Raw genomic sequence first — 16402 nt, 5'->3', positions numbered from 1 at the left:
AATTCATGTACATAACATATAAATAGATATTTAGCTTTATTGAGTTGATAAAGTAAACACAAATGGGTATGCTGACCACTGGGCCTGCAATGAAGGGGCCCAGGCAGACGGAGATGCCTGCCGGAGAATTCAAGGATGAAGGAGTCTTCATGAAGATGATGCAACGAACCATGGCGGCAGTCATCGGCGTCGCCATGCTGACCGGACTGGGCGCCTGCGGAGGATCACGTGCCTCCAGTTCCTCCCAGGAGGGAGGGGCGATCAGCAAAGGAGCCACCATCGGCGTGTCCATGCCCACCAAGTCCGAGGAGCGTTGGAACAAGGACGGCAACAACCTCAAGAGCAAACTGGAGAAGGCAGGCTACAAGGTAGTGCTCTCCTTCGCGGATGACAAGCCCGCCCAGCAGAATGCCGACATCGAGAACATGGTCAACAAGGGCGCCAAGATCGTGGTGGTGGCTTCCAAGGACGGCACCGCTGTTGGGCCGGCTGTCGAGAAGGCCAAGGATGCCGGGGCCAAGGTCATCGCCTATGACCGGCTGATCATGAACACCAAGGCCGTTGACTACTATGCGACCTTCCAGCTTGAGCGCACCGGCGTGCTGGAGGCCAACTGGCTGATAGACCAGCTGGGGCTCAAAAACGGAGCCAAGGGTCCATTCAATATTGAGCTCTTTACCGGTTCTCCCGACGACAACAACGCCAAGTACTTCTTCAAGGGCGCCTGGGAGCTGCTTCAGCCCTACTTCAAGTCGGGCGTTCTGGTCAGTCCCTCCCAGCATGGCGGCGGCGTGACCAAGGACTTCAAGCTTTCAGACTGGCAGAAGATCTCCGTCCAATCCTGGAAGACCGAGCAGGCTCAGAAGGATATGGAGTCCATTCTTGATTCGACCTACGCCCATGGCGAGCGTCTGGATGCCGTGCTCAGTCCCTATGACGGCATCAGCCAGGGAGTCATCAACGCCATCCAGTCCAAGAGGCCCGACATCCAGCCCAATACCGACAGCTGGCCCAAGATCACCGGGCAGGACGCCATGGAGATCTCCGTGGCCAACATCTCCAAGGGACTGCAAGGTCAGACCGTCTTCAAGGACGTCAACAAGCTGGCCGAGGCCGTCTACGACATGATCCTCGAAATTGCCCAGGGCAAGAAGGTTACCGGCATCAACGGCACCTTTGACAACAACAGCATCAAGGTACCCTCGAAGCTGCTGGATCCCAAGGCCATCACCAAGGACAACCTGACCGATCTGGTCAAGGCGAACTACCTGACCCAGGCACGATTCGATCAGCTGACCAAGTGAGGTCGGCATCACAGTCGCGCCGGACCGTCCCGCTTCCGGTCAAGGGGAGGGACGGTCGGCGCACAGGAGGTGAAAGCATGTCCGACGAGGACATCTTGTTGCGAATGCAGGGAATCACCAAGACCTTCGGTCCGGTAAAGGCTCTGTCCAATGTCGACATGGATGTGCACAAGGGCGAAATCCATGCCATCTGCGGGGAAAACGGGGCCGGCAAGTCAACCCTGATGAATGTGCTGTCCGGGGTCTACCCTCATGGCAGCTATACCGGCGAAATCCTGTTCGACGGCAAGCCCTGCCGCTACCGGACCATCAATGATTCGGAGGACGACGGCATCGTCATCATCCACCAGGAGCTGGCGCTGAGCCCTTTCCTATCCATTGCCGAGAACATCTTCCTGGGCAATGAGCAGGCCCACAATGGCGTAATGGACTGGGACACGACGAGGGCCAAGGCCTCGCGTCTGTTGGAGCGTGTGGGGCTGGACGAGAAACCCGACACCAGGGTCATGGACCTTGGAGTGGGCAAGCAGCAGCTGGTGGAGATCGCCAAGGCGCTGTCCAAGCACGTCAGGCTGCTGATTCTGGATGAGCCCACAGCCGCCTTGAACGACGATGATTCCGATCATCTGCTGGATCTGGTCAGACAGCTGCGTGACCAGCAGGGAGTGACCAGCATCCTCATCACCCACAAGCTGGGCGAGGTGGGACAGATTGCGGATGGGGTGACCATTCTACGGGATGGCTCCACGGTGGGCGGCATGCGAATCGACCAAGACCACCCGCTGGATCAGGATCTGCTCATCCAGAAGATGGTCGGCCGCGAGCTGACCAACCTCTATCCCGAGCACGTGCCGCACATCGGCAAGGAGGTGCTCAAGGTCAGCGATTGGACTGTCCACCACCCGCAGGATCCCTCCCGCACCGTGGTCGATCATGCCAATCTGGTGGTTCACGAGGGTGAGATCGTCGGATTGGCGGGACTCATGGGTGCTGGTCGCACCGAGATGGCCATGAGCATCTTCGGGCGGTCCTATGGCAGCCATATCAGCGGCAGAATCGAGATGCATGGCCGTCAGGTCGAGCTGCCGAACGTCCAGTCGGCCATCGACTCGGGCCTGGCCTATGCCACTGAGGACCGCAAGGTCTTCGGACTCAACCTGCTGCAGAACATCAGGGAAAACGCCTCCTTGGCTTCGCTCAAGAAAATGAGCCGCCATGGGGTCATGAACGAGAACCTGGAGAGGGCACGGGTGGAGGAGTACCGCAAGGACTTCAACATCAAGTGCAGCAACATCGATGTGCCCGTCTCCACCCTTTCCGGCGGCAACCAGCAAAAGGTCGTGCTGGCCAAGTGGGTGATCTCGGATCCTGATGTGCTCATCCTGGACGAGCCCACCCGAGGCATTGATGTGGGAGCCAAGTACGAGATCTACGAGATCATCGACCGGCTGGTCGACCAGGGCAAGGCTGTGGTGGTCATCTCCTCTGAATTGCCCGAGCTGATCGGCATCTGTGACCGGATTTATACGGTCAGCCAGGGGGTCATCACCAACGACGTGGAGCGCCGGGACTTCTCGCAGGAATATCTGATGAAGGGCATGACCCAGGAAAAGAAGGGAGTGGCAGCCAGATGAGCTCGCCCAACAGCAACAAGAGCACCGCCCAGGCGGTGGAACAAGAACAGGCAGGACCTGGCATTCTGGCCTCCCTGGCCAGCAACGCCCGGCAGTATGGCATCGTCGGCGCTCTGGTGGTCATCGTGGTCGTCTTCGAAATACTGACTAAGGGGGTGCTGCTCAAACCCAACAGCTTCGTCTCGCTGATCCAGCAGAACGCCTACGTGATCATCCTGGCCATCGGCATGGTCATGGTCATCATCGCCACCCACATTGATTTGTCGGTGGGCTCGCTGGTGGCCTTCATCGGAGGCGTGTGCGCCATCCTCATGGAACATATGGGGGTCAATTGGATCGTGGCCATCGGCCTGTCCTTGATCGTAGGTCTGCTGATCGGCATCTGGCAGGGCTTCTGGGTCGCCGTCATCGGCATTCCAGGATTTATCACCACCCTGGCCGGCATGCTGATCTTCCGTGGTCTGGCCACAGTCATCGTCGGCGAATCCGTGCCCATCACCTCCGCACAGTTCAGGGGGATCGCCCGTGACTACCTGCCCAACATCCTGGGATGGTGGGGCCCCTTCGACGGCCTGACCGTGGTTCTGGGCCTGATCTGCATCCTGGCCTATGCCTGGTCGCAGATTGCCCGCCGCCGCAAGACCCTGGCTGTAGGTCTGGTTCCCGAGCCCAAGGCCTTGATGACCGGCAAGATCATCGTGGCCGCAGTCGTCATCCTCTTCGTGACCTACCTGCTGGCCTCCTCCGGCAATGAGAACCAGGGCGGGACGCCCATAATGCTGGTCATCGTGGCCGTATTGGTCCTGATTTACAACTTCATCCTCACCAGGACCGTCTTCGGCCGACATGTATACGCAGTGGGCGGCAACCGCAAGGCTGCCGTGCTCTCGGGCATCAATGCCAAACGGGTGGACTTCACGCTATTCGTCCACATGGGCTTCCTGTCCGCTGTGGCAGCCATCTGCATGCTTTCACGACTGGCCTCGGCCACCGCCCAGGCTGGTATGGAGTTCGAAATGGACGCTATCGCATCCTGCTTCATCGGCGGCACGGCTGTCACCGGCGGCATCGGCACCATTCCCGGGGCGGTCGTCGGAGCCTTCGTCATGGGTGTGATCAACCAGGGACTGTCCATCATGGGCGTGGACACGGCCATCGTCAAGACCATCAAGGGGCTGGTGCTCCTGCTGGCCGTGGCTATCGACGTCATGTCCAAGCGCCGCAAGAGCTAACCGATTATCGGTATGAGAGACGGGCATTTCCCGCCCCTCATACCGTCAACTATTTTTAAAACATTGGTAAAAAAGGAGAACAATCGTGCGTATCACCGGCAAGGCTCGTTCTCGGATGTATGGCCTGACTGCTGCTGCCTGCGCCATCTGGCTGGTCCAATCCCTGGCTGAGGCTGTGCGGGACGGCAGCCTGCTGACATGGCCCACACTGATCTTCTCCGTGTGCTTAGCCGTCGTCACTGTATACTGTGCCGTCTGCGCCTTCCGGGAGGGCCGCAAGGGCTGACGACCCGTCACCCCTATAATGCCTGTACCGGTTCCGCAGACATCAGAGTCGTTGTGGAGCCTTAAGCAAAGGCAGGGGATGAGTCATGGAAGATCCGGCGCAACCGACCACTTCGACCCTGATACACCTTGGGCTGCATGACCTGGACAAGGCCCGGGTCCGGCTGGATCGGCTTGCCCGTCTGGTGGACGACCAGGCTCTGGAGCAAACCCTGGTCCAGAGCCTAGACCAGGCCTGTGATCCGGACGAAGCCCTTGCTGGGATGATACGAATTCTGGAGCAGTATCCGCAAGGAGCCCGGCCGGGCTTTCTGGCCGGATCCCCGCAGGAAAACCAAAAGGGAGCCCAGTCGCTGATCAGGGTGTTGGGGGCCTCGGAGGCCATGGGCCGACTGATGCGCTCGCGGCCGGAACTGGCAGAGGCGGCTGCCCTCGACCCCGACCACCTGGCTGACTGCCCGGCGGAAACCAGGCAGAGGCGGGTCCTTGACGCCTTGGATAAGGTGGAGAAGAATTCAGAATCCTCGCCTTCACTGGCGGCCTACGCCGATGCACTGCGGTTCGAATACCGGCTGCAGCTGGCTGCAGTCATGGCCCGCGACCTGGCAGCCGAGGACCCTCTGGAGTTGGAGCCATCAATCAGCAGGGCCCTGTCAGACATGGCCGATGCCGCACTCCAAGGGGCTCTGAGCATTGCCTGCCGTCAGGTCCCCAATGCGGATTCATGCCGTCTGACCGTCATAGGCATGGGCAAGCTGGGCGCCCAGGAGCTCAACTACGTGTCCGACGTGGATCTCATGTACTTGGTGGAGCCGGCTTCGGGGGCGGACCCGAATGGGACTGATCTTATTGCCGTCGGCACTGCCATGGCCGTCCTCCTGCAGCGTGTCTGCCAGGCGGTCATTCCCGGATCGACCGAGCCGCCGCTGTGGAAGGTCGATACTGCCCTGCGGCCCGAGGGACGTGACGGACCCCTGGTGCGCCGTCTGGCCTCTTACGCCGACTACTATGCCCAGTGGGCTGAGAACTGGGAATTCCAGGCCCTGCTCAAGGCCCGTCCTGTCGCTGGCGACAAGGCCCTGGGACAGGACTATTCGGCCATGGTCGAGCCCCTGGTTTGGGGGGCCTGTCAGCGTCCCAACTTCGTCTACGACTGCCAGCGGATGCGCCAGCGTGTGGAGCGGCTGATACCCGAGGACCGCAAGGAGCGCGAAATCAAGCTGGGCCAGGGCGGACTGCGGGATGTGGAATTCACCGTCCAGATGCTCCAGCTGGTCCATGGCTCCAGCGACCCGGATCTGCGTTGTCCGGCCACCTTGGATGCCCTGCAGGCCCTGTCCCGCGGCGGCTACATTTCACGCAAGCACGGCGACCAGCTGGACCATGACTATCGCTTCGAGCGGGTCATGGAGCATCGCCTGCAGATGTGGCAGCTGCGCCGCACCCACCTCTTCCCGAAAATCACCCGTTCAGGCACACTCGGCCAGCGGCCGCCCAGCCTGGAGGAGCTGGAGAGCAACCGCGATCTGAGGCGGCTGGCCCGGGCCTTCGGTCTGCACGCCGACCAGATGCTGGCCCAATACCAGGCCACCAGAATCGAGGTCCGCAACCTTCACCAGGCCATCTATTTCCGTCCCATGCTGCCCATCAATGCCCAGGTGGACGAGGACGAGGTCAGCCTGCGCCCCCAGGCGGCCCGCGCCAGGTTCGCCTCCATCGGCTTCGCCGACCCCGATGCAGCCATTCGTCACGTCACAGCCCTGACCACAGGGGTCACCCGATCGGCGCGCATCAACCGCATCCTCATGCCCGCCGTCCTCCAGTGGCTGGGGGAGGGGCAGGATCCGGACATGGGACTCCTGGGCTGGCGAACCCTTGAGGAGCACTTCGGCGGCAAGAGCACCTACCTGGGATTCCTGCGGGACTCCACCTCGGCCGCCCGCCGCCTCTGCCATGTCCTGTCCAACTCCCGCTATCTGTCCGGCGCCCTGGCCCGGTCCGTCCAGTCGGTGACCTGGCTGGGCCATGACCAGGACATGAACCCCCGTGATCGGGCCACTCTGGACAAGCGCGCCGCAGCCTATCGAACCCGGCATGCGGACTCGCTGGAGGAGTTCGCCACAGCCGTCCGGGCCATGCGCCGACAGGAGATCGAGCGGATCGGGCTGGGCTGGATGAGCGGGGTGGACGATCAGCAGGCCTGCCTGGCGGGCATGTCCGATGTCTACGATGCAGCCATCAATGCAGCCCTGGACTGGGCCGTGGACCACCGCTCGGAACAGGCTGGCGCACCAGCCGATCTGGCCGTGATCGGCATGGGTCGATACGGGGGCAGGGAGGTCAACTTCAACTCGGATGCCGACATCATGCTGGTCTACCGTCCGTCATCAGGCGCCGACCAGGACCAGGCGGCCGAATTCGCACGTGGGGTGACCGCCGACCTGCGGGCCGTCCTGGCTGGACCAGCCAGCCTGGAGCCCGGCATCGACCTGGACTTTGACCTGCGCCCCGAAGGTCGCCAGGGTCCTCTGGTGCGTTCCCTGGACTCCTACCAGCGCTACTACCGCGAATGGTCCGAGACCTGGGAACATCAGGCCCTGATCCGGGCCAGGTTCGCAGCTGGGGACGCCGGCTTGGCCAAGGACTTTCTGGAGGGCATAGCCAATCCGCTCCGCTACCCTCAGCAGCCGCCCAACGAGGAGGAGCTGGGGCAGATCCGCCGTCTCAAGGCCCGGATGGAGGCAGAGCGGCTGCCGCGCGGCGTGCGTCGGGACCGGCATCTGAAGCTGGGCCGGGGAGGGCTGTCTGACGTGGAATGGACGGTTCAGCTCCTCCAGCTGCGTCATGCCCACGATCTGCCTGAGCTGCAGGTCACCGGCACGCTGACCGCCCTGGATGCCCTGGAGGCTGCGGGACTTATCAAGGCCAAGGATGCCAAGGCCCTGCGCCGCAGCTGGGTGCTCTGCACAGCAGCCCGCAACGCCAACTTCCTCTGGTCCGGAAGGGTATCCCAGGCGGACATCCTGCCTGACGACGGACAGGTGCTGGGAGGCATTGCAGTCTGCCTGGGCTACCCGGCCCACCGAGGCCAGCGCTTTGTCAACGAGCTGCTGGCGGCCATGCGCCGCTGCAGGCAGGTCATGGAACGGCTCTTCTACGGCGGCTGACCCTGGGTCCATCCGGGGTCGTATGCTTGTTCAGGTCACATAAGGTGGCCACCTTGAGGAAGGTGAGCCGTTGTCCCAACAAGTTGATCACGCATCCAACACCTCTTCCGCCGTCGTTCCGCTTCGTGGGCGAAGTGTGGTGACCCTCGACGACATTCCCATGACCCAGATCCTGGATTTGCTGGATCGGGCGGCCTACATCGACACCCATCGCCGTCAGGTGGCCCATACCTGCGACGGCCGTGTCCTGGCCACGCTCTTCTATGAACCCAGCACCCGCACCCGGCTCAGCTTCGAGACGGCCATGCTCCGTCTGGGCGGCCAGGTCATCGGATTCGCCGGCGCCCAGCTGGCCAGCGTCTCCAAGGGGGAGTCCATCAGCGACACCCTGAAGACGGTCTCCAACTACGCCGACATCGTGGCCATCCGCCACCCCAAGGAGGGTGCCGCACTGGTGGCCTCCCAGACAGCCACGGTCCCGGTCATCAACGCCGGAGACGGCGGACACATGCACCCGACCCAGACCCTGACCGACCTGGCCACCATCCGCGCGCGCAAGGGCCGGCTGAACCACCTGACCATCGGCCTGTGCGGGGACCTGACCTTCGGCCGCACCGTCCACTCCCTAATCACCACCCTCTGCCGCCTGGGCCACGTGGACTTCGTCCTGATCAGCCCCGACGAGCTGCGCACCCCCGAGTACGTTCTGGAACGAATACGTTCCTCGGCCGACTGCACCTACCGGGAGACCGGGGACCTGAATGGGGTCATCGGCGACCTGGACGTGCTCTACATGACCCGTGTCCAGCAGGAGCGCTTCTTCAACGAGGACGACTACCTGCGTCTGCGCGACACTTACATTCTGAATGCCGACAAGCTTCGGGCCGCGCGCCCCGACATGGCCATCCTCCACCCGCTGCCCAGGGTCAATGAGATCGCCGTGGAGGTGGACGATGATCCGCGTGCGGCCTACTTCCAGCAAGTCCGCAATGGCATGCTGGTCAGAATGGCCCTGGAGAGCGCCCTGCTGGGCGACGAGCTGCCTGGTTACCGCAAGCAGAAGGAGGTGGCCGCATGAAGGTCACCAGCATTGTTGACGGCATCATCATCGACCACGTTCGTGCGGGCACAGCCCTGAAAGTCCTGCACTACCTGCGCGTGGATCCGGCGAAAACCCGGCTGGCCCTGATCATGAACACGGACAGCCGCAAGTACGGGTCCAAGGACATCATCAAGATCGAGCAGACCGGGGATCTGGACCTGACCGCTCTGGGGTTCATCGCACCCGAGGCCACCGTAGACGTGGTCCGGCAGGGCAGGATCGTCAGCAAGCATCAGCCTGACCGCCCCAACCATCTGGTCAACGTCATCACCTGCGTCAACCCCCGTTGCGTCACCACGGTGGAGACCGGCGTGGACCAGCGCTTCCACCTGGACGCTGCCGGGGTCTACCGCTGCGACTACTGCGACGAGAAGGCTGAAGACTGACATGCGGCTGCTGGGGTTGACCGATTGGCGCAGCGGCAGGGCGATCGATCTGGTGCTTCCCCAGGCCGCTGACAGCGCGCTGATCGACGAGACCGGCGCCGTGTCGGCAGAGGTGGATCAGATAGATGCCTCAGGGCTGGTGCTGGCTCCGGCCCTGGTCGATCCCCACGTTCACCTGCGCGACCCTGGGCAGACCGACAAGGAGGATATGGTCACCGGCGCCACTGCCGCAGCAGCTGGAGGCTATGGGCTGATACTGCTCATGCCCAACACCCGGCCCGTCATGGACGGTCATGCCAGGATGGCCGACGGGCGCACGGTCATTGACTACCTGGAATCCTATGAGCGTGACCACGGACTGCACCTGCCGGTGGAGTATGCCCTCTGCGTGGCCGCCACCATGGACCGGGCAGGTCGTCGGGCCTCAAACCCAGACGACTGGTCGGGTCACCTGCCCGGCCACGGATGGGCACACCCTGTAGTGGCCATCAGTGACGACGGCTCGGCCGTCACCGACCAGACCCTGGAGGCTGTGGCCGCCAACGCCCGGGAATTCGACCTGCCCATCCTGGACCACTGCGAACATCACGAGCACGGTCAGGTCAATCTTGGCGCTGTCAGCCGTCAACTGGGGCTGGAGGGGATTCCCGCCTCAACCGAGACCGCCATCATCAATCGGGACATCGCCTTGGCGGAACGCACCGGCACCAGGGTGCATCTGCAGCATGTCAGCACCGCCGGCGGGTTCGAAGCCGTCCGAAGCGCCAAGGCCCATGGGCTGCCGATTACCTGCGAGACCGCGCCCCACTATCTGGCCCTCTGCGACGAGGACCTGCTGCGTTGCGGCAGCATGGCCAAGATGAACCCTCCGCTGCGCTCCCGCCCTGACCAGCAGGCTGCGCTTGAGGCCGTGGCCGACGGCACTGTCGACATGATTGCCACCGACCACGCCCCCCACACCGCTGCCGAGAAGGCGCTGGGGCTCAAGGACGCCCCCAACGGCATCATCGGCCTGGAGACTGCCTACGCGGTCTGCAACCAGATCCTGGTCACAAGCGGGCTCGTCAGCCATGACCGCCTGATAGAGCTCATGTCCCTGGCCCCGGCCGAGCTCATGGGCATGCATCGGCTCCTGCCCGAAGACCTGTCCTCGCGCAAGGCCAACAAGGTCAATCAAGCCGACACCGGTCACCTTCTGTTGGAAGTCGATCAGCACAGCGGGGCTGACCAGCCACCCGTCGACCTGGTCATTTTGGACCCTGAGGCCAAGTGGAAGGTTGATCCCAACCGCTTCCACTCCAAGGCAAGGAACACCCCCTTTGCCGGTGCAGAGCTGACCGGACGGGTCATGGCCACCATCAAGGATGGGCGTCTGGTCTTCTCCCGCCTGCCCGCAAGCCGCGTCATCACCAGGGAAAGGAACTGAGCATGGATCGACTGACCGCGCTCATCCAGGACAAGCAGAATCCGACGGTGGTCGGTCTGGATCCGCGACCGGAACTGCTGCCCAGCCAGCTGATCGAACAGGCGCGGCAGCGTGCCGCCGGGAGCATGGCCCGGATGGGCCTGGACCCCAAGGACCCGCAGCAGACCCAGGGCGAACAGGCTCAGGCCGTCTGGGCGGACCACCTGGCCCGGGCCTATCTGCGCTTCAACCTGGCCATCCTGGAAGGCGTGGCCGACCTGGTGCCCGCAGTCAAGCCCCAGATCGCCATGTACGAGGCCCTAGGAGCCTGGGGCATCAGGGCCTACACCGGCACCTGCCGGGCCGCAGCCGATCGAGGCCTCTACGTCATCGGGGACGTCAAGCGCGGGGACATCGGCTCCACGGCCGAGGCCTACGCCGCCCACCTGGATGGGCTTCCCCTGCCCTTCGCCCCGGAGCAGGCTGTGGATGGCCCGGGGCGAACAGGCGGGAGGTTCCCCTGGTATGAGGATGCCCTGACCATCAACGTCTACCTGGGTTCCGACGGGGTGGAACCCTTCCTGCAGGCGGCCGAGCACATCCAGGGCGACCTCTTCGCCCTGGTGCGCACCTCCAACCCCTCGGGCAGCCAGATCCAGGAGCTGGGCCTGGATACGGACTCAGGCGGCGGCACCATCTATCAGCGCCTGGGCGAATTGGTCGAATCCTGGGGACGGCCCTCCATCGGCCAATCAGGTTACTCCAGGCTTGGAGCCGTGGTCGGCGCTACCCACCCCGAGGACGGGGCCCTTCTGCGCCGGGCCATGCCCCACACCTTCTTCCTGGTCCCCGGCTACGGAGCCCAGGGCGGTTCGGCGGCCGACGTGGCGCCCATGTTCGACCGGTCCGGCGGCGGCGCTGTGGTCAATTCCTCTCGGGGAATCATCGCAGCCTGGCGAAAGGATCCTGACTACAGCCCGCAGCTCAGCGTTCAGGCGGCCCTGGGCATGGTAACACGCGATGCCCGCCAAGCCGCGCAGGCCATGAAGGACGATCTCAATCAGGCGATCAAGGAGGCCCGATGAAACCCAACCTCTTCATATCCACCAGCCGGGTGGAGGAGCAGGCCCAACAGGCAGGCCGGATGCCCGGACGCCGCACGGCCCAGGTCACCGGCATGGAGCCGTTGGACCAGCAGGTCTGGCGGATGACCATCTGCGACCCCTACCTGGCAGCCCATGCTCCTGCAGGAGCCTTCATCAACCTCTACTCGGCCGACCGCATGACCATGATGCCCAGGCCCTTCGGCATCAGCCGGGTCCTGGAAGGCGAGCAGATCGAGATCATCTTCGCCGTCGTGGGCCAGGGGACCTATGAGTTCTCCCGCCTGCAGCCAGGCATGGCCGTGGACCTGCTGGGGCCCCTGGGCCATGGCTTCGACCTGGGGAAGCCGGCTGACTATCTGCTGGTGGGCGGCGGCCTGGGCGTCCCCCCGCTGATCCGCGCAGCCCAGTGCCTTCAAGGCCGGTCCGGTGTGAGCACCACCGCCCTGCTGGGCTACCGTGACCATCGGTTCGCCGATGCCATCATGGGCCCGCTGACCGATCGATTGGAGTCCATCGACAATGCCTCCGGGGATGTCATAACCCTCTTGGACCGGGTGCGCGGCGACATCGATCCCGAGCGGACCATCATTCTGACCTGCGGACCCCTGCCCATGATGCGGGCCGTGGCCGCCTGGGCCCGCCAGACCGGCCTGCCCGCCCAGTGCTGCATGGAGTCCCGGATGGGTTGCGGCTATGGCACCTGCGTGGCCTGCGTGGTCGACACCGTGGACGGCAGGCTCAAGGTCTGCAAGGACGGCCCGGTCTTTGCCGCCGACCGTCTGATCTGGGATGCAGGCGGGGACAAGAAGGAGGCACGATGAGCGGGCTGACGATCATGGACCCTCTGGAGCCGCACGCCTGGCGGCATGGCACTGTTGTGGCCGGCACGCCCTGGAAGAACCCGGTGGGCACGGCCTCGGGCACCTTCAACCTGGATGCATGCGGCGACTATTACGACGTCTCCCAAATGGGCGCCATCTCCACCAAGGGGGTTTCGCCGGTGCCCTGGGAAGGCAACCCCACGCCCAGGACAGCCGAGAGCCCCGCCGGCATGGTCAACTCCGTGGGCCTGCAGAACCCGGGCGTGGACCATTACCTGGTGGACGAGCTGCCCAGGCTCAAGGCCCTGGGAGCCAACGTGGTCACCAATGTGGCCGGCCACAGCGACGAGGACTATGCCACAGTCGTGGAACGGCTGGCCGACTCCCCGGCTGACATGCTGGAGATCAACGTCTCCTGCCCCAACGTCTCACATGGTGGAATGTCCGTAGGCACCGACGCCAAGGCCCTGAACCGGCTGATCACCAGGCTGCGGGGTCTGACCGACAAGCCCATGGTGGTCAAGCTGACCCCCAACGTCACCGATATCGTGGAAGTGGCCAAGGCGGCCGTCGATGGGGGGGCGGATGCCCTCAGCCTGATCAACACCCTGGTGGGCATGCGCATCGACATCAACACAGGCAGGCCCATCCTGGCCCAGGGCACCGGCGGAGTCTCCGGCCCCTGCATCCTGCCCATAGCTCTGTCCTTCGTCTGGCGGGTGCGCCAGGCACTGCCCGAGGTTCCCATCATCGGCATCGGGGGCATCGACTCGGGACGCACGGCCTTGGAATTCCTCTATGCCGGAGCCAACGCCGTGGAAGTAGGGGCTGCGGCCCTGGTGGATCCTGTGGCGCCCATGAGGGTGGCCCGGGAGCTGGACGATCTGTTGGACGAGCGGCCCAAGCTGGCCGATTTGCTCAAGAAAGGGGAGTGCTGGCGATGAGCGCATCCGCAGCAGAAAACAGGGCCGAACATGACGGGGATGACCAGGAGCAGACCCGCCGCATCCAGGAGGGCTTCACCAGCTTCCTGCTGCAGAGCGGGGCCCTCAAGTTCGGTGACTTCACTCTGAAGTCGGGGCGGCGCTCGCCCTACTTCATCAATGCCGGAGCCTTCAATGACGGACGGTTGATCGCCCTGCTGGGGGAGTTCTACGCCCGGACCATCGTGCAGGCCGTGAAGCAGGGGACCCTGCCGGCCGACATCGATACGGTATTCGGTCCGGCCTACAAGGGGATCCCCCTGGCCGTCTCCACCGCCATCGCACTGAGCGGGGCGCACGGCATGCCGGTCGGCTACACCTTTGACCGCAAGGAGGTCAAGGACCACGGCGACGGAGGGCTCATGGTCGGCACCCAGTTAAGGGATGGCATGAGGGTGCTGCTGGTGGATGACGTCATGACCGCCGGGACCGCGGTCCGCCAGGTGGTGCCCAAGATCATGTCCCAGGCCAAGGTGACCATCGTCGGCCTGGTGCTCTCCGTGGATCGGATGGAGCGCACCGGACAGGGCCAGGGCTCGGCTGTCGAATCCATCATGGACGAATTCCACTTCCCGGTCATCAGCATCGTCAACGTCCGCCAGATCTTCGACGCGGCCGCCTCCATGAAAGGCCCGGACGGGTCGCCCATTCTGGATCAGCGCACGGCCGATGCCGCCAGGGACTATCTGGAGCGCTACGGGGCCTGAGCGAGTGACCAGCTCATATCGGCGCACATTCTCCGGACGGTCATCCCGTCGGCCGACCCTCGTGTAGATTGGTAAAGGTCCGACGGGCAGGCCGACGGATCATCATCGCAAGGAAGGCCATGGATCATGACAAAACCTCTGGAGCAGAACGGTCATGAGGAACCGGACCGGACTACGGCCGATGCGGTGAATGCGACCAAGCCTACCGTTTCGGCCACTTCAGCTGATGCAGCAAAACCTGCGGATACTGCAGAACCTGCTGAAGGGCGAATTGCCACTGAGGAGAAACCCGTAGGGACAGGTCAGCCTCAGGAGAGCGGCTCTGAAGAAAGTGCACCTGCACAGAGCTCGCGGAGGGTTCCGTTGATACTGGTGGCGGTGGCTCTTGTGCTGGTGCTTGCGGCAGGCATATACATGCTGTGGGCTGATCATGCAACAGGCAGCCAGTCAGCCCAAAAGCCCTCATCAGGAGCATCGGCCGCGCAAGTCAGCCATGGTCCCAGCGGGGATGCCAAGGCCTACAGGGCCCTGCAAGAGGTCACCGTCAAGCCTTCGGTGGCCGACGACCAGGGAGGGCTGACTGTTTCAGCCAAGGGGGTCGGCAGCAAGAAGAAGGTTGCCGACGCACCGACCCTTGAGATCTTCATGGACCCCATGTGCCCCTGGTGCGGCAAGGTGGGCCGGGTCATCGATCCCCAGCTGCAGCGCATGATCAGCGCCGGCCAAATCAACGTCACCTACAACTTTTTGAACTTCCTGGATTCGGCCTCCAGCGACCAGTATTCCAGCCGCGTGGACAACGCCCTGGCCATGGTGGCCCAGGAGGATCCGGACCATCTGCCGGCCTTCGCTGCCGCCGTCTTTGCAGCAGACTTCCAACCCAATGAAAGCTCCTATCAGGCGGTCTCCGATGCACGTCTGGCCGACAAGGCCGTGGGCGCGGGCGTGCCCAGGGCTTTGGCAGACCGTTTCGCCCAGGGAACCTACAGGCCATGGGTGGACAAGGTCAACGCCTATGCCATCACCCGCAAGGACGCCAAGGACACCAAAGGGGAGTTCTCGACCCCCACCATCATGATCAACGGCAGGGTCTGGGATCTGACCGCAGCGGCCAAGAGCCAGGGCGGATTGGAACATCTGGACCGGGCCCTGCTCAAGGCCCTGGGGCTCAAATCGCAGGATGTGGGCCATCAGGGGAAGATGCCCTCCATCGGAGCACAGGGAAAAGCGCTGGCAGTAAAGTGAACGGCGATTAGTGACCAGCGGCGAAGTTCACTCGTCACCGCTACAGGAGGAACTGTTACCTCTTGGACGGTCGCTTGCCTGGCTCTTACTTGTCTGGCTCCTGCTCGATCAGCGAGTATCCGTGGCTGGACACCACCTGGCGCAGCTTGTCCAAGTAGAGTTCGGCGGCATGGGACAGTTTGGTCCGGCTGTTGACGATCCAGCCCACCAGCATGGATTCGTCCGACTCCAGGGGGACGCTGACGATCTTCTCGTTGTTCAGGTCCTCGTTGTCGATGCCGGTGCAGACCGTGTAGGCGTTGAGCCCGACGATGAAGTTGAGCATGGTGGCCCGGTCACTCACGGTGATCTGCTTGGGGGAGTAGTCGGGCCAGACCGCCTCCTCGGCGAAGTAGAAGGAACCCTCTTCGCCCTGCTCGTACTGCAGGAAGGGGTAGGGCTCCAGGTCCTTCATGGTCACCATGGCCCGATCGGCCAGGGGGTTGGTTCGTGCGATGAAGACATGTAGGTCCGCCCGGAAGAGGGGGTGGAAGTCCAGGTGCTTCTCCCGGAGCATCTTGGACAGCACCCGCTTGTTGAAGTCGGACTCGTAGATGATGCCGATTTCGGACTGGAGGGTGGCCACCTGGTCGATGATGTCCCTGGTGCGCGTCTCCCGTATGGTGAATTCGTACTCGTCGGAATCGATGGAGTTGATCATCTCCACGAAGGCTTCCACTGCGAACATGTAGTGCTGGGTGGAGACCCGGCAGAGCTGCTTGCGGGGCCTGACCTGCTTATAGCGGGCCTCCAGCAGGTCGGTCTGGTCCAGAATCTGTCGGGCATAGGTCAGGAATTCCGCCCCGTCCACGGTCAGAGCGATCCCCTGGGAGTGGCGGGTGAAGATTTCGATGCCCAGCTCGTTCTCCAGCTCCTTGACCGATGAGCTCAGTGCCGGCTGGGAGATGTAGAGCTCGTGCGAGGCCTCGTTCATCGAGCCGCATTCGACGATCTTGACGATGTAGCGCAGTTGGAGCAGTGTCATA

General features: G+C 63.3%; 14 protein-coding genes. 13 read left to right on the top strand and 1 reads right to left on the bottom strand.

Translation table 11 applies throughout. The features are described from left to right. Positions 1–149: 149 nt before the first annotated feature. From RAM15_RS04125 to RAM15_RS04065, 13 genes are all read left to right on the top strand, one after another. Positions 150–1304, top strand: coding sequence for a sugar ABC transporter substrate-binding protein (locus RAM15_RS04125; protein WP_306220880.1), 1155 nt, complete (start codon positions 150–152; stop codon positions 1302–1304). A gap of 77 nt (positions 1305–1381) precedes the next feature. Then, positions 1382–2938, top strand: coding sequence for a sugar ABC transporter ATP-binding protein (locus tag RAM15_RS04120; RefSeq protein WP_306220879.1), 1557 nt, complete (start codon positions 1382–1384; stop codon positions 2936–2938). Continuing rightward, positions 2935–4170, top strand: a complete 1236-nt coding sequence (gene mmsB / locus RAM15_RS04115) for a multiple monosaccharide ABC transporter permease (protein ID WP_024627987.1) — start codon at positions 2935–2937, stop codon at positions 4168–4170. Before RAM15_RS04120 ends, mmsB begins: the two co-directional genes overlap by 4 nt. Positions 4171–4255: 85 nt before the next feature. Next, positions 4256–4456, top strand: coding sequence for a hypothetical protein (locus RAM15_RS04110; protein WP_024627988.1), 201 nt, complete (start codon positions 4256–4258; stop codon positions 4454–4456). 85 nt (positions 4457–4541) lie between these two features. Then, positions 4542–7622: a bifunctional [glutamine synthetase] adenylyltransferase/[glutamine synthetase]-adenylyl-L-tyrosine phosphorylase gene (locus RAM15_RS04105; RefSeq protein WP_306220878.1), complete on the top strand. Its 3081-nt coding sequence runs from the start codon at positions 4542–4544 to the stop codon at positions 7620–7622. A gap of 70 nt (positions 7623–7692) precedes the next feature. Further along, on the top strand, positions 7693–8700 hold the full coding sequence (pyrB, locus tag RAM15_RS04100) for an aspartate carbamoyltransferase (RefSeq protein WP_306220877.1): 1008 nt from the start codon (positions 7693–7695) through the stop codon (positions 8698–8700). Beyond that, complete coding sequence (locus RAM15_RS04095; RefSeq protein ID WP_015021856.1) at positions 8697–9110, top strand: aspartate carbamoyltransferase regulatory subunit; 414 nt, start codon at positions 8697–8699, stop codon at positions 9108–9110. Before pyrB ends, RAM15_RS04095 begins: the two co-directional genes overlap by 4 nt. A gap of 1 nt (position 9111) precedes the next feature. Continuing rightward, positions 9112–10536 (top strand): dihydroorotase, encoded by a 1425-nt coding sequence (locus tag RAM15_RS04090; protein WP_306220876.1) that lies wholly within the window; start codon positions 9112–9114, stop codon positions 10534–10536. Positions 10537–10538: 2 nt separating this feature from the next. Further along, a complete protein-coding gene (gene pyrF / locus RAM15_RS04085) occupies positions 10539–11600 on the top strand; it encodes an orotidine-5'-phosphate decarboxylase (protein ID WP_306220875.1) in 1062 nt (353 codons plus the stop codon). Then, the gene (locus RAM15_RS04080) at positions 11597–12442 is read left to right on the top strand and encodes an iron-sulfur cluster-binding protein (RefSeq protein ID WP_306220874.1); all 846 of its coding nucleotides are present in this window, start codon (positions 11597–11599) and stop codon (positions 12440–12442) included. The genes pyrF and RAM15_RS04080 overlap by 4 nt, the downstream gene beginning before the upstream one ends. After that, on the top strand, positions 12439–13386 hold the full coding sequence (locus RAM15_RS04075; protein ID WP_101432402.1) for a dihydroorotate dehydrogenase: 948 nt from the start codon (positions 12439–12441) through the stop codon (positions 13384–13386). The genes RAM15_RS04080 and RAM15_RS04075 overlap by 4 nt, the downstream gene beginning before the upstream one ends. Beyond that, positions 13383–14132, top strand: a complete 750-nt coding sequence (pyrE, locus tag RAM15_RS04070; RefSeq protein WP_306220873.1) for an orotate phosphoribosyltransferase — start codon at positions 13383–13385, stop codon at positions 14130–14132. The genes RAM15_RS04075 and pyrE overlap by 4 nt, the downstream gene beginning before the upstream one ends. Positions 14133–14258: 126 nt before the next feature. Next, complete coding sequence (locus RAM15_RS04065; RefSeq protein ID WP_306220872.1) at positions 14259–15377, top strand: DsbA family protein; 1119 nt, start codon at positions 14259–14261, stop codon at positions 15375–15377. Positions 15378–15462: 85 nt separating this feature from the next. Here the strand turns inward: RAM15_RS04065 and RAM15_RS04060 are convergent, their stop codons facing one another. Further along, a complete protein-coding gene (locus RAM15_RS04060) occupies positions 15463–16401 on the bottom strand; it encodes a LysR family transcriptional regulator (protein WP_306220871.1) in 939 nt (312 codons plus the stop codon). Between the last annotated feature and the right edge of the window lies 1 nt (position 16402).

This window comes from Bifidobacterium asteroides, assembly GCF_030758775.1.
GTDB lineage: Bacteria > Actinomycetota > Actinomycetes > Actinomycetales > Bifidobacteriaceae > Bombiscardovia > Bombiscardovia kimbladii.
The sequence above is the reverse complement of the archived record's forward strand: the minus strand, read 5'-3'. Positions and strand labels throughout refer to the sequence as shown.